Origin of the sequence: Chitinophaga sp. 22620 (assembly GCF_052044405.1) — a bacterium.
In the GTDB taxonomy this organism is placed as follows: Bacteria; Bacteroidota; Bacteroidia; order Chitinophagales; family Chitinophagaceae; genus Chitinophaga.
In genome coordinates, this window is record NZ_JBQEMV010000003.1 from 482989 (window position 1) to 504269 (window position 21281).

Here is a 21281-nt window from a genome sequence, read left to right on the forward strand (position 1 = left end):
GCTGGTTTCAGTATTATTTCAGTTCCACTGTTTTACCCGTACGGGCCGATTCCCGGGCTGCTTCCAGGATGCGCACCACCATCAGGTTGTTCTCCTGCGAATACACGCCGTAGGGCGGTATGGTTTCCTTGCCGCGCACTACCGCTGCCAGGTATACGAAAGGATCTTCATACACTTTCACGTCGCTGGCCGTAACCTTGCGTTCCTGCGCCCCGCTTTCCTGGGAATTCCGCAGCTGCAGGGTTTTGGCGTCGGGCGCAAAGATATAACCTTTATCGCCGTACACTTCCATGTCTTTCCGGTTAAAAGGCCAGTTCCACGAAGCCTGGATGATGCATTGCGCATCGGGGTAATCCACGATGATGGTAGCGTCGTCGTCCACTTTGGGATATACGGCGGGCTTGTATTGCCGTGTTACGGCCGTCACTGCCAGGGGCTTCTGGCCTTTCATGAGCGTGGTCATGATATTGGCGCCGTAGCAGCCGAAATCTATCAGCGCGCCGCCGCCGTTCAGCACGGGGTCTGTAAGCCAGGCCAGGAATTCAGGACTGCAGCCGATCTCTTTCGGGCCCTGGTGGCCGTCGTGGATCACCACTTTTCGGATAGTGCCGGCATAACCGCTGTCGTTCACCAGCTGGAAAGCTTTTGCCACGGAAGGATACCAGCTGGTCTCGTAATTGGTGAGCAGCTTAATGTTATGCCTGGCAGCCAGCGAATCCATGCGGAGGGCCTGCGCCAGCGTAGTGGCCATCGGCTTTTCGACCATTACGTGAATGCCGCGCGGGGCGCAGGCTTCGGTCACCTCGAGATGACTGTATACCGAACCGAATGCCAGCACCGCTTCGGGTTTCACCGCGTCGAGCATGGCGTTGAGGTTGGTGTAGAATAATTTTTCCGGGAGCTTGTAACGGCGGATGGTCTGCCGTATAAGCGCGGTATCGGGTTCGTAAATTCCTGCCAGTTGAATATCCCCTTTATTCGCGCGGCCGAGTATCCAGCCGGAATGGCCGTGAGAAATGCCGGCAACGGCCACTTTCACCGGTTGCGCCTGGAGGTGCAGGCTGAAAAGCAGGAATATGGATAGCAGCAGACGCATATGATACTGGTTTTATTGGTCAACGCGGTTAAAGTACAATTTTAAACGACGCGGCACAAGCCTGTAACTTTTCCCGCTGCCTGAACGCTTCAGGAAAGTTATAAGTTATAAACTGTCCGGCTATGAGGCTATTTCCCTTGTCCCTTTTGATCTCTTTCATGCTGGTGGCCGGTTGCAGGAAAAAAGCAATGCCGGAAGGTTTGATAGCACCCGGGAAAGCCACTACAGACAAGAACGGTTATTTTTATATTAATTTCCGGTCAGACGGTAAATCCGAATATTACACCTGCCTTTTTTAAACTGATATTGACCCTTCAAACCTGTTCAATGCTTCGTTTTTACTCATTCCTTTTTATCTTATCCGCCTTTTTTTCCGCCTGCCGGAAAAATGTTCCATCCCATGTCGTAACGCAGGTGGACGGCGTTGTGTTAGACGCTGTTACCCGCGCGCCCCTGGCGGGCGTACCGGTAGTGATCGGAGGCTGCAGGTATAATTTTTACGGTGAGTCCTGCCACGATCTGAAAGACAGTGCGGTCACCGACGGGGCCGGTCACTTCAGCATCCGCTTTGGAGCGGATGGTAAAAGCATCTTCTTTAAAGTAAAAGCGGCTGAGAATGACTATTTCGTCAACGGCACCTGGGTTGAGCTGCAAACGCGGAAATATAACAACGTAACGCTCACCGCACAGCCCACCAAAGTGTTGAAGCTGCGCGTGACGGTGGCGCAGAACCCGTATGACACGCTGCTGGTCCGCCAGGGTTCTTATGGGCGGGACAACAAACTGATCGGCCGCCGGATCGATACCGTGCTTTACATGCGGTACCTGCCCCCATTCGCGGCCTCCAGTCTCACCGTGATAGACCGCAGCATCGGCCGTTTCCGGCAGCAATGGGTCACCCCTTCCCTGCCCGATCCTGTGCCTGACACACTTGAGCATGCGGTGACCGTGAACAATACAGCGGATTTCCCGGTAGTACAATAAAAACAAAACCCCGGTGTTGGCCGGGGTTCTTAATATCCTTCGCTTACCACCTTTCCCAGAAGCCGGGAGGCGTAATGCCCAGCGAGCGCAGGTATACATATCCCTGGCCGCGGTGGTGGATCTCGTTGTCCACGAAATACTGGATGATCGAGTATGCCGGGCCGGCCCAGCTTTCGTTGCCGAATGCATGCAACTGCTCCTGGAAACGTTCTTCCGTGATCTTCGGCCAGTTGGCGTCCAGCTCTGCCGTTACCTCGTCCCATGCTTCCAGCAGCTCCTTTTTGGTAGCGGGGGGCGTATCGTTTTCGCCATACCAGCTGAAGCGTTTGTGCGCATTCCAGTTCCCGCCGACAATGCCGTGAATACCGCCCGCGGCGATCCTTAACATTTCCATTACCAGCCCGGCAAAAGGGCGCATGCCGGCAACGGAATGGGTAAACAATTCGTTTTCAGGGAACGTTTCGATCATTTTACGGGTAAGCCTGCGGTGGCCCTGCCAGTGTTCCAGCATTGCGTCTGCATTGATAGCGGGGATTGCGGAGGTTAAGGTTGTGTTTGCCATGTGAAGAGGTTTTTTGTTTTGTTGATACAAAGTAAGAACCGGGGGTTGACAACCTTATGTCAGCAGCATATGAAGAATTTGAAAATTTATTTCAAAGGGAGCCTCATTCCACTTTCAGCGAATCCACTGGGTTCCTGTAAGCGGCCTTCAGGCCCTGCCAGCTAATGGTAGCCAGCGACACCGCGATCACCAGGCCGCCTGCGATGGCAAATATCCACCAGCTGAGCGCTACGCGGTATTCTATTTGCTGCAGCCCCTGCTGCAATACCCAGGCTGCCAGCGGCACCGCGAGCAAAAATGCCAGCAGCACCGGCTTCATAAAATCGGTGGAAAGCATTAACCATATACCCGATTCGCCGGCGCCCATCACTTTCCGTATACCGATCTCGCGCGTGCGCCGCTCTATCACGAAAGCGCTCAGTGCAAACAGGCCCATGCAGGCAATAAAAATAGCCATGCCACCAAATACGCTTGCCAGCTGCCCCATCATCCTGAAGCCTTCGAACTTCCGCTGGTATTCTTCTTTTACAAAGCTGAATTCGAAGGGATATGCCGGGTGGCTTTTTTTCACTGCGGCTTCTATCCGCGCCATGCGTTGCTTCCAGTCTCCGTCGCCCGCCATGCGCACAAGGATGTTGCCGGTGCTGCCGTTGTTGTAATAAATGATCATAGGGCCGGGAAGACCGGTGGGATTGTTGTACACAAAATCTTTCACCACGCCCACCAGGGTGTGATCGCCGATCTTTGTGCCGATCAGCGGTTCTTTCAGCCCCATTCTCCGCACAGCGGTTTCATTCAGCAGGCAATTCAGCGAATCGCCGCCGAAGGATGCGCTGAAATCGCGGCCGGCGGCCAGTGTAAGACCGGTGGTCTTCACCCAGTCGTATTGCACAGAGGTAACGGCTACGCTAAAATCCTGGTCTGCTGTTTTCCCGGGCCACTGTATCCCGGTGCTGTATGAACCGAAATGCAGGAGATCGTTGGTGCCGCCGGATACAGCCACTACACCAGGCACTTCCGAAATATCACGTTTGACGATATCGAAATGTTCCGCCAGCTGGCCTTTCGCGGGAACAAGCACCAGGTTGTCCGCAATATACCCGATGGGCCGCTGCTTCATGTGTTTGGTCTGCTGTATCACAACGATGGTACCGATGATCAGGAAAATGGCGATCAGGAACTGGAACGTGACCAGCCCCCTGCGCAGCCATGAACCGCCGCGCCCGGCTTTCACAGCGCCTTTCAGCACCTTTACGGGCTGGAAGCGGCTCAGGAAAAGAGCGGGATAGCTGCCGGCCACCAGGCCGGTAAATACGCCCAGGATCAACATGGACAAGAGTATCTTCCAGTTTTGCAGGTTGAAAGTGACGCTCTTTTGCAAAAAGCGGTTGAAGCCCGGCAAGGCGAGCTTAGCCAGCAAAGCTCCCAGCAGCAGCGCGATGAACGCCATCAGCAGCGCCTCCAGCAGGAATTGGGCAGCAATGCCGCTGCGCGAAGCCCCCATGGTTTTACGTACGCCTACTTCCTTCGCGCGTTTCTCCGATTGTGCGGTGGCGAGGTTCATAAAATTCACACAAGCAATGAGCAGCACGAACACGCCGATCACGCCAAGCATAATGAGGGCCTGAATCAGCCCGCCGTCTGCCTTCCCGTTCCTGAACTCAGCATACAGGCGTTTATCTTTCAAAGGGAATGCGAAGAACTCGGCTTTACTACCGGCAGCCTGCGCTGGTGCAAAATGTTTAAGCTTGGATTGAACGGTATTTTTATCGACGCCCGGCTGAAATGCGAGCCAGGTATGCATCCTGTTGGTGCTCCAGCTGTCCGTCCAATCCGGGTTTTCCTGCTCGTACGCCCTCATGGGCATCACGAGGTCGAACCGGAGGGAGCTGTTGGGCGGCAGGTCGCGGATAACGGCGCCTACTTTAAAGGCCTGTGTTCCATTATGGGTGAAAAGTTTGCCGGTAGCGTCCGCCGTGCCGAACAGCCTGACGGCCGCGCTTTCCGTGATCACGGCGGAACCGGAGCCGGCCAGCGAAGCAACGGCATCCCCCGAAACCGCCGGGAAGTTCATCATGCGGAACAGGTCTGGGTCTGCATACATACCTTCTTCATACAGGCTTTTGCCGCCAGCCGTAACTATCTGCCGGGCAGAGAACGTGGCACGCGCGGCATACCTGATCTCCGGCACCTGTTCTTTCAGCGCCGCGGCCATAGGCCCAGGCACAGACTCGGAAGTGACGATCTCCCCGCCCTCCACATGGTTGCGCATCAGCTGGTGAATATTCTCCAGGTCCGTATGAAAATGATCGAAACTCGTTTCGTAGCCGGTATACAGCAGGATAAGCATACCAATGGCAAGCCCCAGCGCCAGCCCGGCGATATTGATGAAGGAGGAAACCCTGTTCCGCAACAGGGTGCGCCAGGCCATGATCAGGTTGCTTTTCAGCATGGGATAAATTTTATTGGTTAGGTGGCCAACATGCGACAATTGGAATGCCAGAAAGCCATGTTATTATTAATCAATTCACTATGCATTCTACAATCGTCGGAAATGTCCGTTTTTAATACACCGGCCGTCCGGTTGCGGTAAAACCGTCGCACGCAAACTTGTTTGGCGCAACTACCCCCTTCCGCGGCACTGTGAACATGCCCCCGATGCGCTGCCATAGCGGGAGATCCGCTAAAAAACAACGTAAAGAACAGGTATGGCAGCCCCTTCAGGAGGCTTAAAGCTGCGGGGAGTTCATGCCAGAGAAGAGGGCTTTTTGTGCCAGTTCTTTACTCTATATTTACACTAATCAATGCACAAACCACCATGAAAGTAGTATCTCTGGTAATTTATGAAGAAGCCATTCTTTCTGCTGTAGCGGGTGTACTGGATGTATTCGAAGGCGCCAACCAGCTGCTCAGAATGGCTGGCAAGGAACCGGCGTTTAAAGTGGAGCTGGTCAGTGAAAAGGTCAAACACATCCAGCTGAATGTTCCCGCCCTGTTCTTTTGTTACAAATCCATGGAAGAAGTGAAGCAGACGGACCTGATCATCGTGCCCGCCTTTCACGGCCAGCCGGATAATGTGCTGCAAAAGAACCGCGGCATCATTGAATGGATCAGCGACATGCAAAAGATGGGCGCCGAAGTGGCCAGTCTTTGCCTGGGCAGCTACTTCCTGGCGGAAGCCGGGATGTTCGACGGAAAGACCTGCACCTCCCACTGGATGGCCATCCCCGACATGCAGCAGCGCTATCCCAAGGCCAGCGTGCTCAGCGACCGGGTGATCACGGACGATGACGGCATTTATTCCAGCGGCGGCGCCTTTTCGTCGCTCAACCTCGTACTGTACCTGGTAGAGAAATTCGTGGGCCGCGACGTTGGCATCCAGATCAGCAAAATGTTCTCCATAGACATCGACCGGATGAACCAGAGCCACTTCCTGGTGTTCCAGGGGCAGCGCCGCCACGAGGACGATGAGATCCTCCGCGCGCAGTCGTACATCGAAAAGAATTATCACCTTCCCATATCCATTGAACAGATCGCGGAGCAAACCAGCATGAGCAAGCGGAACTTCATCCGCCGGTTCAAGAATGCCACCCACAACACGCCGCTGGAATACCTCCAGCGCGTGAAGATCGAATCCGCCAAAAAAGCGCTGGAGCAAAACGCGCAGAACATCAGCACCCTGATGTACGACGTGGGTTACAACGACCTGAAAACTTTCAGGAGCGTATTCAAAAAAGTGACCGGGCTCACGCCGCAGGAATACCGTAAGAAGTACTGCCGGCAGATGGCGCAGGCCTGATGCCTGGTATGTTATTCAGCAAAACCTGCACGCCGTTCATCGGCGTGCAGGTTTTGTTTTTTACACAACAGCCTACACCTCCCCGTTCCATTCCCTGTAAAACTGCGCCAGGTACGCTTCCATGAATGCATGCCTTTCTTCCGCGAGGGCTTTGCCGGTGGCGGTATTCATACGGTCTTTCAGCAGCAGCAGCTTCTCGTAGAAATGATTGATGGTGGGCGCGGCGGAATGTTTGTATTCTTCCTTTGTCATATTCAGCTGCGGCGCAACCGCAGGGTCGTACAAAGCGCGGTTCTTAAAGCCGCCGTAGTTAAAAGCGCGCGCAATGCCCACGGCGCCCAGGGCGTCCAGCCGGTCCGCATCCTGCACCACGCCCAGTTCCGGGGAATGGAATTCACGGGTACTGTTGCCGCCTTTGAAGGAAATATGTTTGATGATGTTCACCACATGATCCGTAACGTGCTGCGGCACCGGCTGCGTTTGGAGAAAGGCTTCCGCTTTCGCCGGGCCCACCTGTTCGTCGCCGTTGTGGAATTTGGAATCCGCGATATCATGCAGCAGGGCCGCCAGCTCCACCACCAGCACGTCTACCTGCTCCTTCGCCGCGATGTGGCGCGCCTGCTGCCATACCCTGTAGATGTGCCACCAGTCGTGGCCGCCTTCCGCGCCCGCGAGCTCCTGTTTTACGAATGATTCCGTTGCATCGATGATTGCCTGCATGTTGTAATTTGTTTGAATGCTGATTGTCCGCAGGGAAACTGCGGTTTGCAATATTGCACATTTTCCGTTTGAAAATAAAAGGTAAATTTATCGCATGGACATCCTTTTGATCACCGGCCCTCCCTATTCCGGCAAGGGCACGCAATGCGAAATACTGGAAACTGAGCTTGGCTATGCGCACATCTCCACCGGCGACCGTATCAGGGAAGAAAAAGCACGGCAAACGCCCATCGGTAAACAGATGCAGGAATACGAGGAAAAAGGCGAGCTGGTGCCGGATGAAGTGATGGAAGAACTGCTGGAACGTATCATACTGGAGCATCAGCAGGAAAAAGGCATCATACTGGATGGTTACCCGCGCACCATCCCGCAGGTGGACACATTGCTGCGCATCCTGCGGCGGAACGGGTTGTCCATTTCTCATACCATCAACATCAACGTGCCTGCAGAAGTACTGCTGGAACGCGCAAAAAAAAGAGCCGAAACATCCGGCAGGCTGGACGATCAGAACGCGAACACCCACCTGAAAAGGATCACGATCTTTGAAAAGGAAACCAGGCCCGCCATCCGCTACCTGGAAACGCTGATGCCCGTAACACAGGTGGACGGGCTGGGCACTATTCCCGAGATCACGGAGAAGCTGCGGCACATTGTGCAGCAAGCATAACAAACGTTAATACAATTACCCCTCTATGCGATACCTGTTCTTGCTGCTGTGCCTTCCCCTTTGTACAAAGGCGCAATCCCCTTTCGAACGCAAATATGCTGAAGGCGAAACCTACCGCTACCGGATGGTAACGGACTATCACCAGAACGGCCAGTGGAAAAGCACCACCACGGCTATATGCGAGCTGAAGGTCGTGAAAGACAGCGCGGGCATTCCCTATGACGAGATCCGCTGGCTTTCGCAGCGCACCATCTCTGCCAAAGACACGACGGACGGCAGCGCGGAAGCCCTTGCTGTAAAGCCCTACCGCATTTCACTTCATCCTTCCGGTTCCCTGCACATCCCGCCTATCGGCCAGCCGGGAATGACCGGGGCCATCACCGACTTTAATACTTTTTTCGTGGCCGTGAGCCACCAGTCCGGCGCGGGCAAGCTGTTGAAGAAGGGCGACAGCATTAACAAAGCTTCCCCGGTGACCGGCGATTTTTCCAACGGGAAAACCATCCTCAAGGGGCAGGACTGCCTGCAGATCATTGCGCAAATGACCGCAAGCAACGCCCGTAGTGTGGAGATCAAAACATCTTTCCTCCCTCCCGCCCAAACCTGCCTGCAATATTTTGCGGACGACCTCGCCGTGCCGGTTGCAGGCGATACCGTGAACAATTTTCAGATGGTGATGCCCGCCGGGCCCGGGCAATACATCGTGCAGGCCGGCAGGGAATACTTCATTATCCACAGCACCGTGCGGAAGAAGGACGGCAAGATCTCTTCCGCCGTCATGGTGAACGACCTGAAGCTGCGCATGAAGATCAACTGCGGCGAAAACTACACCGGCTGCCAGCGCGAAATGCCCTGGAACATTTACCGGCAAGTGCGGCTGGAGCTGCAGTAACCTGTAAAACAAATACAAAATTATGTAACACTTTATCCGCCACACGCGGTTACTTTTGTATTGTCAGTACTGCCAGCACATTCATCTCAACTTAATTCAGCAACATATGAAAAAGACATTCTCTTTTATGGCCCTTCCCATGCTGTTACTTACCGCAGGCGGCGCTTTTGCACAGGCCAAACAGACAGACAGCTTTAAAGTATACGGCAACTGCGAGATGTGCAAGGAGCGCATAGAAGAGGCCGCTGCCGTGCCCGGTGTGAGAACCGCCGTGTGGGACGTAAAGACCAAACAGCTGAAAGTAAGCTACGACCCGGCGAAGATCAAAAACGGGGCCATCCAGCAAAAGATCGCCGCCGCAGGGCATGATACCGAAAAACAGAAAGCGCCGGACGCCGTGTACAACAAGCTGCCGGAATGCTGCCAGTACGAACGGAAATAACAGTTCAGGAACCAACCATGGGAGACTGTCCCGGCAGGCGCCTGCCGGGCTTTTCCTTTTTCCCTTCCCATGCGGGGCTGAAACAGAATTATACCGTATCATTACAGTATAATTTTTTAAGTCATGATGGACGAAACAGACATCCGCATTGGCAACATTGTTTGGTACTATGATTACAACATGATCGAAACGCCCTTCCGCGTGGAAGGCATCCTGGAAGGATATATCTACAATTCAGGACTGCCCAAAAGCAGGCTGCCGCTGGAGAAAGTGCACCCCGTTGCCCTGGAGGCCGATCATCTGCTGCAATTCGGCTTTTTACCGGGAGAGAAAGATTATGGAGAAGACCCTGATACGTACATGTACAAATACACCCATAAAGACAGCGTTTACATCCGCGATATGGCCGGTTCCTTTCAGCCGGTAGCGCTTTCCGCAAACGGCCCCCTGCCCTATGGCCGCCCGCTGCTGCACCTTCACCAGCTGCAGAACCTGTTCTACGATCTCACCCGCGATAATGTTTTTACCAATTAAAAGCAGGAAAAATCAGGATATTTCTTTTATCTTATCAGGCAATATTATCCTGTATGAAAAAACTTGCCTTCCTGCTTTTGCTGGCCTGTGGCCATTCTCTGAAAGCGCAAAACCCGGTGGACCTCAGCGGCTTCAAAAAAAATGGCGCAACCGTTACCGTTAATAAGCAGCTCATTACCGTCAACTGGCCCGCCGGCGCTTCAGGCACGGGCAGGATGATCCTCAACCTGGACGGCGCACAGCCGTTGTTCAGCAGCATCCGGTTAACCCGCGCCAATGCCTCCACGGAGGTTGCTGCCAACCTCGATCCCGTATTTATCCTGAGAACCGGCAAAAGAACATTGAGCCCTTCCAGCGGCGGATGGGATGTATTTTTCGACAAGGTGCCCACGCGGCCTTACACCACTGAACTGGTGCAATTCGATAAACGAAGCGCCGGCGTATCCAGCGAAGGCACCAGAACCGTCATCCGGATCGGTGAGCTGAAAACGGCGTTATTCAGGGGTAGCCTGGAGATCACGCTTTACAACGGAAGCCCTTTGTTCAACATCGCCGCGGTCGTTTCAACAACAAAAGATTCCACGGCCATACTGTACGACGCCGGCCTGGTCAGTAAAAAAGGCAACTGGAAAAACATCAGCTGGGCGGACGTGAAAGATGAAATGCAATATGCAGCACCCGCGCAGCAAACGCCCTCCACCGATCTCGAAGTAAAGTACAGGACCATCATCGGGGAGAATGAAAACGGCAGCCTGGCCTTGTTTCCCGCCCCGCATCAATATTTTTACCCGCTGGATGAGGCGTTCAATTTGAAGTTTACCTGGTACGGCAATAATTACCTGGACCTTGTGCCTGATTTTGGGATCGGCATCAGGCAGGATCCTATCGGCGACAAAAGGTATGTTCCCTGGTTCAACGCTCCTCCCGGTACCATGCAGCGGCTGAATTATTTTTGCCTGATCAGCGCAGGTAAGGCCGCCGGCGCGCTCGACGAAGTAAAGAAATTTACGAATAATGATTCCTATGCCCCGCTGCCGGGCTATAAGACCATGGCCAGCCATTTTCATAATGAATTTATTTCCTCGGTGGTGCTCGCCGGCAAACCCGTTCCGGAAAAGCCCGAGTTTGTGGACGTGCTCAAAAAAGCCGGTCTGGATATTGTAAAGCTGGCGGAATTCCACGGTCCCGGGCATCCCAAAGGGCCTGATACGCCCAGGTTAAAAGAGCTGCACGCATTATTCGAACAAACCAGGCGCCTTTCCGATACCGGCTTCCTGTTGCTGCCCGGCGAAGAGGCCAATAATTTTTATGGCGGGCACTGGCTGGCATTTTTCCCCAAACCTGTTTACTGGGTGATGTCCAGGAAGGCGGATGTGCCGTTTATCACGGAGACGGCCGAATATGGCAAAGTGTATCATGTGGGGGATAAACATGAAATGCTCAAGCTGCTGGAGCTTGAAAAAGGTCTCGCCTGGGTGGCGCATGCCAGAACCAAGGCATCTACCGGCTACCCGGACAAGTACCGGCACGAAGACTTCTTCAAATCAGACACCTATATGGGCGCCGCCTGGAAAGCCATACCCGCGGACCTTTCATGGCAGACCCTCAGTAAAAGAGTGCTGCATTTAATGGACGATATGGCTAACTGGGGATTAAAAAAACATGTCATCGCCGAAGCGGATATCTTTACCATTACCCATCAGAATGAAATGTACGCCCACTTAAATGTGAACTACCTGCAAATGGACAAGCTGCCGGATTATGACGATGGCTGGCAGCCCGTTCTGGACGCCATCAGGAACGGGAAGTTCTTTGTGTCCACAGGAGAGGTGCTGATCCCTTCGTTTAACATCAACGGGAAAGGAGCCGGGGAAACGCTGAAATTACCAGCGTCCGGGAAAGCTACCGTTACCATGCAGCTGAGCTGGACCTTCCCGCTCGGTTTTGCGGAAATCATCTCGGGAGACGGAGACAGGGTTTACCGCCAGCGGATCAACCTGTCGCAGACCCAGGCTTTCGGGAAACAGACCTTCCGCTGGCCTGTAAACCTGGCCGGCAGGAAGTGGGTACGCGTGGAGGTATGGGACATTGCCGCCAATGGCGCATTCACGCAGATGATCTGGCTGTAATCTTTTATAATGCAAAATGCCGTCTCTGCGAGACGGCATTTTGCATTATATCCATGTTTATTTTTCCACGAACTCTTTGAGGTTCTTGCCCAGGATTTCCGTCCAGCCGCCGGTGAAGCTTTCGCGGGAGAAGCTGCGGTCGTCCTGCGGGAAAGTTTCCAGGCCTGCATGCGTCAGCTTCACGCGGGTGCCGTTGCCTTCGGGGAACAGTTCCCAGGTGAGCAGCGATTCACCGGGAAGGTCTTTATACTTCCAGGAATGCACCAGTTTTTTACCCGGCACCACTTCCGTAACGGTGCAGAGATGCAGGAAATCTTTGCCGTCATGGCCCTGGCCGGGAAAAGTGAATTCGAAGCCCACTTCCGGTTTGAAGCCGGATAAATCGAAATACCATTCTTTCATTTTTGCATGGTCCGTAATGGCTTCCCATACCCTGGCGGGCGGCGCATTGTACGTGCGCTCCACTACAAGCGGTTCATGTTTCATATGAGCAGGATTTAATTAAGCGGTTATTTTTTCTTTTTGCGCGCGGCCTGTTCTTCTTTCTCCAGGAAGGCCCCGAGCGCATCCAGCTTTTTGTTCCAGAAAGTGCGGTACTGGTCCGTCCATTCATTCACCTGTTTTAATGCCTGCAGCTCCGCATGGCAAAAACGTTCCCTGCCCTGCTGCCGGACCACTACCAGCCCGCATTCCGTGAGGATGCGGATGTGCTTGGATACCGCCGGGCGGCTGATATCGAAATTTTCCGCCACTGCGTTCAGGTTCATCGGCTTCGCCGCCAGCATGTGAATGATCTCACGGCGGGTGGGGTCCGCGATGGCCTGGAATACGTCCCTTCTCATAAATGTGCTCAGGTTAATTAAGTAACCTTTCGGTTACAAATATAGAGAAACCTTTCGGTTACGCAAATATATTTTCTCAATGCTCTTCCATGGCCAGGAATTTCCCCGTCAGCGAATGTTCCGTTTTCAGCAGGTCCGCCGGTGTTCCCTGGAAAATAACCTGCCCTCCTTTGTGCCCCGCTTCCGGCCCCATGTCTATCACCCAATCCGCATTCCGCACCACGTCCAGGTTGTGCTCTATCACGATCACGGTATTGCCGGTGTCCACCAGGCGATTGATCATTTTGAGCAGGTGCGCTATGTCTGACATATGCAGCCCGGTAGTAGGCTCGTCCATGATATAGATGCTGCCTTTCTTATGCAGTTCCCCGGCGAGCTTCAGGCGCTGGCATTCGCCGCCGGACAATGTGCTGAGCGGCTGGCCGAGCGTGAGGTAATCCAGCCCCACGTCGTGCAGCGCCTGCAGGGTTTTGCGCAGCTCCTTTTTGGTGAAAAAGCCGAGCGCTTCGGCAATGGTCATGGTGAGCACTTCGCTGATATTCCTGCCCTGGTAGCGGTATTGCAGCACATCGTCGTGAAAACGCCGGCCTTCGCATTTTTCGCAGATGGTTTTGATCCCTTCCATAAAAGCGAGATCGGTGTAGATAACTCCCTGCCCGTTGCAGTTCTCGCAGGCGCCTTCGGAGTTGAAGCTGAAAAGGGATGCGCTCACATTATTCTCCGTGCTGAACAGCTTGCGGATAATGTCCATCATGCCCGAATACGTGGCCGGGTTGGAGCGGGAATTGGCGCCTACTGCGCTTTGGTCTATCATCACCACATCCGGGTACTGTCGTGGCAGCAGGCGGTTGATGAGTGTGCTTTTACCGGAGCCGGCTACACCTGTAACGGCGGTGAGCACGCCGGTGGGAATATCCACTTTGATATTGTTCACGTTATGCAGCGATGCCGGGCCAATGGTGATATGCCCGGAAGGCTGCCGGAATGTTGCTTTCACGGGCAGCTGCTGTTTCATGAACCGGCCGGTGAGCGTGGGCGCCTGCAGCAATCCTTCAAAATCGCCTTCGTACATGATGGTGCCGCCATTGGAGCCCGCTTTGGGACCTACGTCCACAATGTGATCTGCAATGCGGATCACCGCGGGGTCGTGCTCCACCACGATCACAGTATTGCCTTTATCGCGCAGCAGCCTCAGCAGGTTGTTCAGCCGGTGCACGTCCCGCGGATGCAGGCCAATACTGGGCTCGTCGAAGATATACATCATATCCACCAGGCTGCTGCTGAGGTGGCGCACCATTTTCACGCGCTGGCTTTCGCCGCCGGAAAGTGTGGCGGTTTCCCGGTCGAGGCTCACATAGTCCAGGCCGATATCCACTAGGTGCTGCAAACGCTCCAGCAGCCCGGCCGCCACGGGCAGGGCAACAGGATCGTCTATGGTGCGCAGCAGCTCCGCCAGCTCGTCTACCTGCATGGCGGCCATTTCCGCGATATTATACCCGAGCACTTTGGATGACAGTGAAGTTTCATTCAGCCGCGCGCCTTTGCAGGCCGGGCAGATCACATCTGTGATAAAAGGCTGTACCCGTTTGGCCGTTACGTCGGCCATGCTGCCTTCTTTTTTGATATACAGCCGGTCGAATTTCACGGCCAGCCCTTCGTACGTGATATTGAGCGGGCCTGAAGCGGTTTCCAGCTCAAATTTTTCAATGGGTGCGTATACCAGCTTTTCCCATTCTTCAGGACTGTAGTCCTCCAACTTTTTATCCACATCAAAAAAACCGGAGAAGGCATAGTTCTTCCAGTACCAGGTGCCCACCGCAAACACGGGGAACAGGATGGCGCCTTCGTTCAGGCTTTTGGATTTGTCGAGGAACTTATCCAGGTCCAGCCCCAGCTTACGGCCCACGCCCTGGCATTCGGGGCACATACCGGCGGGATCGTTGAAGGAAAAAACGTTGGAAGCCGTACCCACCCTGGGCTCGCCATAGCGTGAAAAAAGCAGGCGCAGCAGCGGGCTGATGTCTGTAATAGTGCCGAGCGTGGAACGGGAATTGCCGCCGATGCGCTTCTGGTCTACCACGATGGCCGTAGAAAGCCCTTTGATGGCGTCTGCATCGGGCTGGCCGTAATGCGGCAGGAAATTGCGGATAAAGGCGGTGAAGGTTTCGTGCAGCTGGCGTTTGGCTTCCGTCGCAATGGTTTCGAATACGATCGAAGATTTCCCGGAGCCGGATACGCCGGTGAAAATAGTGATGGCCCTTTTCGGGATGCGCAGGGAAACATTTTTGAGGTTGTTTTCCCTGGCGCCCTCAATGGTAATAAATTCTAATGGCATATTTGAGCGGATTATCCCGCAAAGATGCCTTTCATCGGGAGAAACCGGTTGTGCGGAACGGATTATTTTCCGTTCTCCACGGAGCCCATCACTGCCTGCTCAATGGCAATACCGATCTCCTTTGTTTCAGGCGTTTCATTATCCGCTCCTTCCTCAAACCAGTGGGCGGCGCCTTCGTTATCTTCTTTCCGCAAAAGGTAGAGCGTTTTCCCCGGCAGTGTAACGACGTAAAGGTCCTCCTCTTCCCTGTACACGGGAACGTTATGGCTGTTGTATGTAATGTGGAATGTATTCATACTACTGTACCTGCAATTGTTGTGCCTGTGTAAATCACCGGAACGAAAAAGTAAATGAAAAACCGCCAGCGGGGTGCTGACGGCTTTCCGGTCACAGAACAATGAAAGATAATAAGCTTCCGTTTAACCGATAATTTCTGCTACTCTTCCTACCTGTCCGTCTTCCAGCCTCACTTTGATGCCGCGGGAATGATAGGCCGCGGAGGTGAGCAGATCCTTTACAATTCCATATGTCTTTTTGCCGCTACGTTGGTCCTTTTTCAGGATAATGCCCACTTCCAGGCCAGGGTAAATATCTTTGCGGTATTGTCCGTCCATTTTGAAAAAAACTTTGCTGAAGGGCGCAAATTACGTCAAAAAATCCCGCCTGGGGCACACCCTGTCTCCCGGCGGAAACCTGATGTTGCCCGGAACCCATCGCGGGGCAAACCTTCTCATTATCGTGAGTCTGAAATGCTGGGAGGCCATACGCGCCGGCAGTTTCCGGATCAAATCAATAACGTGCTTGCTCTCATACTCAGATTAACCGGGCAGCGGCTATCACCCCACTGCCCGGAACATTAACACTTGATAATCCGAGCGACTGTTTCTCATAGGATATCGCTCTTCGAAAGTCTTTCTCCTGCTAAATTGACCAGATTTATATTAATAACTATCGACATTTGTACTTTTAAATAGCACAATCGTACCTGATTTGCCGGCACAACAATAAAAATTTCTTAAATTGTAATATGTTGTTCGCTTATGGCCCGTAAAAGTTTCCTGGAACCGATCGAGCTCACGCCTCCCAGGCAGCTCAGAACGCTGGTGGAGAACCGCCGCGTTTTTAATCTCAACAACTGTGAACTGAACGTCTACGAATGTTACGAACGGTCGTTCAGGGTACCGCTTTCCTTCAACGATTTCCTCATCTCCAGCATGGTGCGCGGCAAAAAGGTAATGCACCTGCCCGGCAGCCCCGCGTTCGACTACCTGCCCGGCGAAACGGTCATTTTCCCGGCCAACCAGCCCATGGAAATAGATTTCCCGGATGCGGACATGGAAACGCCCACCCAGTGCATTGCGCTGGCGGTAGACGGGCAGTATGTGCGCGAAACGGTGAATTATCTCAATAACTATTATCAAAGTCCTGATGAGCACAGCAACTGGAAACTCCAGTTCAACACCTATCATTTTGAGAACGACGACGAGGTATCCGGCCTTATCAACAAGCTCATCCGCATTTGCAGCAGCGGCGAAACCACGAAGAACATCTTTGCGGACCTGAACCTGAAGGAGCTGCTCATCCGCCTTATGCAGAGCCAGCACATGCAGCAGGTGATCTCCGAAGCCCGTACCAGCAACAATCACAGCCGCCAGCATTTCGTGCTGAATTACATCCGCGAGCACCTCACGGAAAAGATCGCGGTAGATACGCTCAGCAGGCACGCCTACCTGAGCCGCAACATATTCTTCAAATGGTTCCGCGAGCAGTTCGGCCTCACCCCGCTGGAATACATCAACCGCGAAAGGGTGAACATGGCCAAGCAGCTGCTGAGCCAGACCAATCACAGCGTGAGCCGCGTAAGCGATATGTGCGGGTTTTCGGATGTGAACTATTTCATCAGGGTGTTCAAAAAAACAGAAGGCATTACGCCACGTACCTACCAGGTCATCAGTTCCGGCCAAAACCGCATTATCGGGGGCATTCCAGGCTGATATTGTAACCCATTCTCCCCAATTTCCCTCCAAAATGCCGGTGGCATGTTAATTGCCGCTTCTACGGGTAAACGCACGCATATGAAAACACTGGGCATTATCCTGATCGTTATCGGCATCGTCATGGTATTGATCCGTGGCTTTTCCGTTACCACTGAAAAAGAAGTGCTGGACGTAGGGCCGGTGGAAGTGAACAAAAAAGAGAACCGGTGGATAGGCTGGCCCACCTACGCGGGAGGCATTATCGCAGTGGTAGGCGTAGTGCTGCTGATATCAGGAAATAAACGGAACGCATAAACGAAAAAGAGGCTGAACGGATGTTCAGCCTCTTTTGTATAAGCTGGTTATATGCTTTTACAGCCGGTGGTCTTGCAAATGTTCCCATAACGAAAGCCCCCTCAGTAACGCTTCCGCATCTCGCGCCGGTCTATCACCACCTGCGCCACCACGCCCCAGACCTGGAAGCTGTCTCCCTCTCTCACCAGGATCGGGTCGTACATGGCGTTCTCCGGGTACAGCATCCAGCCGGCGGTGGACTTCACCAGGGTTTTCACGGTAAACTCGCCGTTGAGGATCGCTACGACAATATCATTGGGCATAGGTTTAAGGGAACGGTCCACCACGAGGTAACTCTTATCGGGCAAATGCGCGTCCGTCATAGAATGCCCGTCCACCCGCACCACGAACACGGAAGGCTTGTCCATCCCAAGCAGGTGCACCAGGTCTATATCTTCTTCGGCATAATCCTGCGCGGGCGAGGGAAAACCGGCTTTAATGGGGGTTGAAACATACGATACGGGCTTCTCTTCAATTGGCTGAACGGCATAAAAGGTGAGGCCATTCCGATGGTTAACAGCTTTCATTTTACTAATATTTTTAGCAAATCTAGCCCAGCCCGCCAGTATAACTGCTGGGTATTGGCCCAGCAAAACAAAACTTTAATTTATGTTAATACACAGCAGTTTCTCACACAAAAGTGTTATCTTTCATTCTCTTCACGACGATTCAAGATCAAAAAACTAAACATTATGGCATCCAGACTAGTGTATTGCACGCCGAAAGGCCCGTTGTGTTTCATCGACTACCTTACTGTAAAAGACGGGAGGGCCACGCTGGAACAGATCAGGAAAGCCGTCCGGAACTCCTCCCTGCCCAAGCTTTACCAGTTCCGCCTGTTTGAGAAGCTCAGGACCGGGCTGGTGAAGATCGACGAGCTGGTACTTCCTAAATTCGACACGAAAAGCGTCTCGATTTTTTTGGACAGTCTCGACCGGCGTACCGCCCAATTGACCTAGTTCTTTCTTCCCGCTTGCAGAAGCCGGTTGGTTTGAATATTTTTATGCCGGCATGAAAACTTCAACCAAACCCATCCTCGTTATAAAATTCGGAACGGCATCCATTACACGTGAGAACGGCGAGCTGAATGAAAATGTGATAGCGGAAATAGCACAGCAGGTATCCGCTGTGCACAGCCAGTATAACATTGTGCTCGTTTCGTCCGGCGCTGTGGCCGCCGGCAAACATTACCTGAAAGGCTACAGCGGCTCCATCAGCGAGCGCAAGGCCGCGGCCGCCATCGGCAACCCGATACTCCTCAACCGGTACACTCACTATTTTTCCGCATACGGCATCCCCATCGCGCAAAGTCTTTGCGAGCGGAGGCATTTTTCCAGCCGACACCAGTTCCTGCAGCTTAAAAAGACCTACGAGGAGCTGTGGGCCAGCGGCATCATCCCCATCGCGAATGAAAACGACGTGGTGAGCGACCTGGAGCTGAAATTCTCCGACAACGACGAACTGGCCACGCTCATTGCCGTGGGCTTCGGCGCATCGCAGCTGCTGTTCAGCACCTCCGTGGGCGGCGTGCTCGATAAGGAAGGAAAGATCGTTCCCGAAATACCGGTGATAGACAAAAGCGCACTGGGCCTGGCAGATACGAAAAAATCCTCCCTCGGCCTCGGCGGCATGGTATCCAAGCTGACCTTTACCCGCCTGGCCACCCGTATGGGCATCGAAGTGGTGATATTCGGCATCAGTACGCCGGACGGCATTGCGCTGGCCACGGCCGGCAAAACCGGCACCCGCTGCCTCCCGCAACCCTGCAGCATGCCCGCCCGCAAAAAATGGCTGGCCAGCGGCAGCCTGGTAACCGGCAGGCTGCTGGTAGACGAAGGCGCGCACAAAGCCCTGGAAAAACGGCACAGCCTGCTGGCAGTGGGTGTTAAACAGGTGCTGGAGAAATTTGAATGCGGGGAAGTGTTCGAAATTGTAAATGAGAACGAACAGGTGATCGCCGTGGCAAGGGCCAAGGTATCGTCTGACTCCCTCGGCGGAGGCCGCACGCAGAACCTGGAAGTGGCGCACGCGGACGATATCGTTTTACTGTAAAAAAGACCATCATGCAATCCATCATACCACTGCTTGAAAAAGCGCAACTGGCCACCCTCTCGGTAAAATCCCTGGAAGATTCCAGCAAGCAGGCGCTGCTGCGCAGGCTCGCCGTGCGCCTGGCAGACAATTCGGAGGCGATCATCCGCGAGAATAAAAAAGACCTGGACCGCATGGCAGACAGCGATCCGAAAAAAGACCGCCTGCTGCTCAATACCGCGCGCATCGCGGCGCTGGCGGAAAGCCTGGAAGACATTGCCCGCCTGCCCGACCCCGCCAACCAGGTACTGTCCGAAAAAAAGCTGGATAACGGCCTGCTGGTGCGTAAGCTCTCCGTGCCGCTGGGCGTGGTGGGCGTTATTTACGAATCGCGGCCGAATGTAACGGTAGACGTGGCGGCGCTCTGCATCCGCTCCGGCAATGCCTGCGTGCTGCGCGGCGGCACCGATGCGTTTGATACCAACACCATCCTCGTGCGGCTCATTCGCGAAACGCTGAAAGAATTTGGCGTAGCTGAAGACGCCGTGGTGCTGCTGCCTGCGGACCGTGCGCTGATCACCGAAATGCTGACGGCCGTAAAATATATCGACATCATCATTCCCCGCGGCTCACAGCAGCTGATAGACCATGTGCGCGAACATTCCCGCGTGCCAGTGATCGAAACCGGGGCCGGCGTTTGCCATACCTACGTGGAAAGCACCGCAGACCTCGATAAGGCCGTGCGCATCGTGACCAACGCAAAGGTATCGCGCCCCAGCGTCTGCAATGCCCTGGATACGGTGATCGTGGACAGGGCGGTGGCCGGGCCATTCCTCACACAGCTCTCTCCTTCCCTTTCCGCTTACAACGTGGAGGTATTCGCGGATGAACAGGCATTCCCCATTCTTGCGGCGGCTGGTTACCCGCAGCTGCAGCACGCGCAGCCGGAAGATTTCGGCCGCGAGTTCCTCGATTTTAAATGTTCCGTGAAGGTGGTGAACAACGCAGAAGAAGCGCTGGAGCATATCCGCACTTTCTCTTCCCGCCATTCCGAAGCGATCGTGAGCCGCAACGAAGCGCTCAGCGAACGTTTTCTACGGGAGGTGGACGCCGCGGCAGTATATGTGAACGCCTCCACCCGGTTCACCGATGGCGGCGTGTTCGGGCTGGGCGCCGAGATCGGCATTTCCACCCAGAAGCTGCATGCCCGCGGGCCATTTGCGCTGGAAAAACTGGTGACGGAGAAATGGGTGGTGTATGGAGACGGGCAGGTAAGATAAAAAAGGGTGTGCCCGAAAGCACACCCTGTGACGCGTCCGCGTCTAAAACAGTTTTCTTGAATGGAGTAACCCGGTTAGGCGATACCAACCGAAGGTTTCCATGAATATCCTGTAGATTGCATGAATACCTCCTTTTTATTTGATGAAGGATAAATTTACCCCGAAACGCCGGAAATAAAATGTTAAAATTCAACAGCCGTAATTCCCGCAACAATTGAATATTTTTGCCCGATGGATATTTATTTCGACGAAGAACAGCTGTCCGTGAAATACGACGAGGACATTGACAATACCCTGCAATGGGACGATGTGACGCGCGTAGCCGCCTACAAGGTGTACACCTACCCCGGCGAGGTCACTTTCCTCGTGTTCGATACCCTCAGCGGCGAAACCATCGAAGCATCCGACGAAATGAGCGGCTGGCTGGAACTGCTGGGCGGCCTTCCGAATATTTTCGCGCTGCCTGCGGACTGGCTGGACCAGGTGCTGGATGCCGAAGCAGGCGGGGAAGATGTGGTGCTCTACCGGCGCTGAGTTTGTTATCCTCCCCTTTTGAGTAGCATTTTCCGGCTGCCCGCCTTCATAAGTACTAGTTTAAGTAGGCTGGAACCGCCGGGTTACCGCTAATTTGCAGGGTA

At 53.8% G+C, this 21281-nt stretch carries 24 protein-coding genes; 14 read left to right on the plus strand and 10 right to left on the minus strand.

All coding sequences use genetic code 11. The features are described 5' to 3' along the window. Window positions 1–13: 13 nt before the first annotated feature. On the minus strand, window positions 14–1096 hold the full coding sequence (locus tag ACTJIK_RS17370) for a Gfo/Idh/MocA family protein (protein ID WP_440648375.1): 1083 nt from the start codon (window positions 1094–1096) through the stop codon (window positions 14–16). A gap of 122 nt (window positions 1097–1218) precedes the next feature. Here ACTJIK_RS17370 and ACTJIK_RS17375 point away from each other — a divergent pair, with 122 nt between their 5' ends. Together ACTJIK_RS17375 and ACTJIK_RS17380 are read left to right on the plus strand one after the other, a co-directional pair. Beyond that, window positions 1219–1395, plus strand: coding sequence for a hypothetical protein (locus ACTJIK_RS17375; RefSeq protein ID WP_440648377.1), 177 nt, complete (start codon window positions 1219–1221; stop codon window positions 1393–1395). 28 nt (window positions 1396–1423) lie between these two features. After that, a complete protein-coding gene (locus ACTJIK_RS17380; protein ID WP_440648379.1) occupies window positions 1424–2080 on the plus strand; it encodes a hypothetical protein in 657 nt (218 codons plus the stop codon). A gap of 43 nt (window positions 2081–2123) precedes the next feature. Here the strand turns inward: ACTJIK_RS17380 and ACTJIK_RS17385 are convergent, their stop codons facing one another. Further along, window positions 2124–2642: a DinB family protein gene (locus ACTJIK_RS17385; RefSeq protein WP_440648381.1), complete on the minus strand. Its 519-nt coding sequence runs from the start codon at window positions 2640–2642 to the stop codon at window positions 2124–2126. A 103-nt stretch (window positions 2643–2745) separates the two neighbouring features. Next, window positions 2746–5094 carry an FtsX-like permease family protein gene (locus ACTJIK_RS17390; RefSeq protein ID WP_440648383.1) on the minus strand — a complete coding sequence of 783 codons (2349 nt, stop codon included), beginning with the start codon at window positions 5092–5094 and terminating at the stop codon, window positions 2746–2748. A 366-nt stretch (window positions 5095–5460) separates the two neighbouring features. Here ACTJIK_RS17390 and ACTJIK_RS17395 point away from each other — a divergent pair, with 366 nt between their 5' ends. Further along, a complete protein-coding gene (locus tag ACTJIK_RS17395) occupies window positions 5461–6441 on the plus strand; it encodes a GlxA family transcriptional regulator (protein WP_440648385.1) in 981 nt (326 codons plus the stop codon). Window positions 6442–6513: 72 nt separating this feature from the next. Here the strand turns inward: ACTJIK_RS17395 and ACTJIK_RS17400 are convergent, their stop codons facing one another. Further along, window positions 6514–7161 (minus strand): HD domain-containing protein, encoded by a 648-nt coding sequence (locus ACTJIK_RS17400; RefSeq protein WP_440648387.1) that lies wholly within the window; start codon window positions 7159–7161, stop codon window positions 6514–6516. Window positions 7162–7255: 94 nt separating this feature from the next. Here ACTJIK_RS17400 and ACTJIK_RS17405 point away from each other — a divergent pair, with 94 nt between their 5' ends. From ACTJIK_RS17405 to ACTJIK_RS17425, 5 genes are all read left to right on the plus strand, one after another. Further along, window positions 7256–7828 (plus strand): adenylate kinase family protein, encoded by a 573-nt coding sequence (locus ACTJIK_RS17405; RefSeq protein ID WP_440648389.1) that lies wholly within the window; start codon window positions 7256–7258, stop codon window positions 7826–7828. A 25-nt stretch (window positions 7829–7853) separates the two neighbouring features. Continuing rightward, window positions 7854–8720: a hypothetical protein gene (locus ACTJIK_RS17410; RefSeq protein WP_440648391.1), complete on the plus strand. Its 867-nt coding sequence runs from the start codon at window positions 7854–7856 to the stop codon at window positions 8718–8720. A 106-nt stretch (window positions 8721–8826) separates the two neighbouring features. Beyond that, window positions 8827–9162 (plus strand): heavy-metal-associated domain-containing protein, encoded by a 336-nt coding sequence (locus ACTJIK_RS17415; RefSeq protein ID WP_440648393.1) that lies wholly within the window; start codon window positions 8827–8829, stop codon window positions 9160–9162. A 123-nt stretch (window positions 9163–9285) separates the two neighbouring features. Next, a complete protein-coding gene (locus ACTJIK_RS17420) occupies window positions 9286–9696 on the plus strand; it encodes a hypothetical protein (protein WP_440648395.1) in 411 nt (136 codons plus the stop codon). Between the two features lie 53 nt (window positions 9697–9749). After that, window positions 9750–11825 carry a hypothetical protein gene (locus ACTJIK_RS17425; RefSeq protein ID WP_440648397.1) on the plus strand — a complete coding sequence of 692 codons (2076 nt, stop codon included), beginning with the start codon at window positions 9750–9752 and terminating at the stop codon, window positions 11823–11825. Window positions 11826–11882: 57 nt separating this feature from the next. On the opposite strand, the gene ACTJIK_RS17430 is transcribed toward ACTJIK_RS17425, so the two are convergent. The 5 genes from ACTJIK_RS17430 to ACTJIK_RS17450 form a co-directional block, all read right to left on the minus strand. Then, on the minus strand, window positions 11883–12311 hold the full coding sequence (locus ACTJIK_RS17430; RefSeq protein ID WP_440648399.1) for an SRPBCC family protein: 429 nt from the start codon (window positions 12309–12311) through the stop codon (window positions 11883–11885). A gap of 23 nt (window positions 12312–12334) precedes the next feature. Continuing rightward, entirely contained in the window at window positions 12335–12667 is a 333-nt protein-coding gene (locus tag ACTJIK_RS17435; RefSeq protein ID WP_440648401.1) for an ArsR/SmtB family transcription factor, read from the minus strand. Between the two features lie 76 nt (window positions 12668–12743). Then, a complete protein-coding gene (locus tag ACTJIK_RS17440) occupies window positions 12744–15002 on the minus strand; it encodes an ATP-binding cassette domain-containing protein (RefSeq protein WP_440648403.1) in 2259 nt (752 codons plus the stop codon). A gap of 62 nt (window positions 15003–15064) precedes the next feature. Next, window positions 15065–15298: a hypothetical protein gene (locus tag ACTJIK_RS17445; RefSeq protein WP_440648405.1), complete on the minus strand. Its 234-nt coding sequence runs from the start codon at window positions 15296–15298 to the stop codon at window positions 15065–15067. A 123-nt stretch (window positions 15299–15421) separates the two neighbouring features. After that, on the minus strand, window positions 15422–15616 hold the full coding sequence (locus tag ACTJIK_RS17450; RefSeq protein ID WP_120514707.1) for a YwbE family protein: 195 nt from the start codon (window positions 15614–15616) through the stop codon (window positions 15422–15424). A 426-nt stretch (window positions 15617–16042) separates the two neighbouring features. On the opposite strand from ACTJIK_RS17450, the gene ACTJIK_RS17455 reads away from it, so the two are divergent. After that, window positions 16043–16996 carry an AraC family transcriptional regulator gene (locus ACTJIK_RS17455; protein ID WP_440648407.1) on the plus strand — a complete coding sequence of 318 codons (954 nt, stop codon included), beginning with the start codon at window positions 16043–16045 and terminating at the stop codon, window positions 16994–16996. An 81-nt stretch (window positions 16997–17077) separates the two neighbouring features. Continuing rightward, window positions 17078–17293 (plus strand): hypothetical protein, encoded by a 216-nt coding sequence (locus ACTJIK_RS17460; RefSeq protein WP_440648409.1) that lies wholly within the window; start codon window positions 17078–17080, stop codon window positions 17291–17293. Between the two features lie 101 nt (window positions 17294–17394). On the opposite strand, the gene ACTJIK_RS17465 is transcribed toward ACTJIK_RS17460, so the two are convergent. Beyond that, window positions 17395–17859, minus strand: a complete 465-nt coding sequence (locus ACTJIK_RS17465) for a LexA family protein (RefSeq protein ID WP_440648411.1) — start codon at window positions 17857–17859, stop codon at window positions 17395–17397. 165 nt (window positions 17860–18024) lie between these two features. Between ACTJIK_RS17465 and ACTJIK_RS17470 the strand changes: the two genes are divergently transcribed. From ACTJIK_RS17470 to ACTJIK_RS17485, 4 genes are all read left to right on the plus strand, one after another. After that, window positions 18025–18291 carry a hypothetical protein gene (locus ACTJIK_RS17470; protein ID WP_440648413.1) on the plus strand — a complete coding sequence of 89 codons (267 nt, stop codon included), beginning with the start codon at window positions 18025–18027 and terminating at the stop codon, window positions 18289–18291. A gap of 52 nt (window positions 18292–18343) precedes the next feature. Beyond that, window positions 18344–19384 (plus strand): glutamate 5-kinase, encoded by a 1041-nt coding sequence (gene proB, locus ACTJIK_RS17475; RefSeq protein ID WP_440648415.1) that lies wholly within the window; start codon window positions 18344–18346, stop codon window positions 19382–19384. Between the two features lie 11 nt (window positions 19385–19395). After that, window positions 19396–20643 (plus strand): glutamate-5-semialdehyde dehydrogenase, encoded by a 1248-nt coding sequence (locus tag ACTJIK_RS17480; RefSeq protein WP_440648417.1) that lies wholly within the window; start codon window positions 19396–19398, stop codon window positions 20641–20643. Between the two features lie 231 nt (window positions 20644–20874). Next, complete coding sequence (locus tag ACTJIK_RS17485; protein ID WP_440648419.1) at window positions 20875–21177, plus strand: hypothetical protein; 303 nt, start codon at window positions 20875–20877, stop codon at window positions 21175–21177. The last annotated feature ends 104 nt before the right edge of the window (window positions 21178–21281 follow it).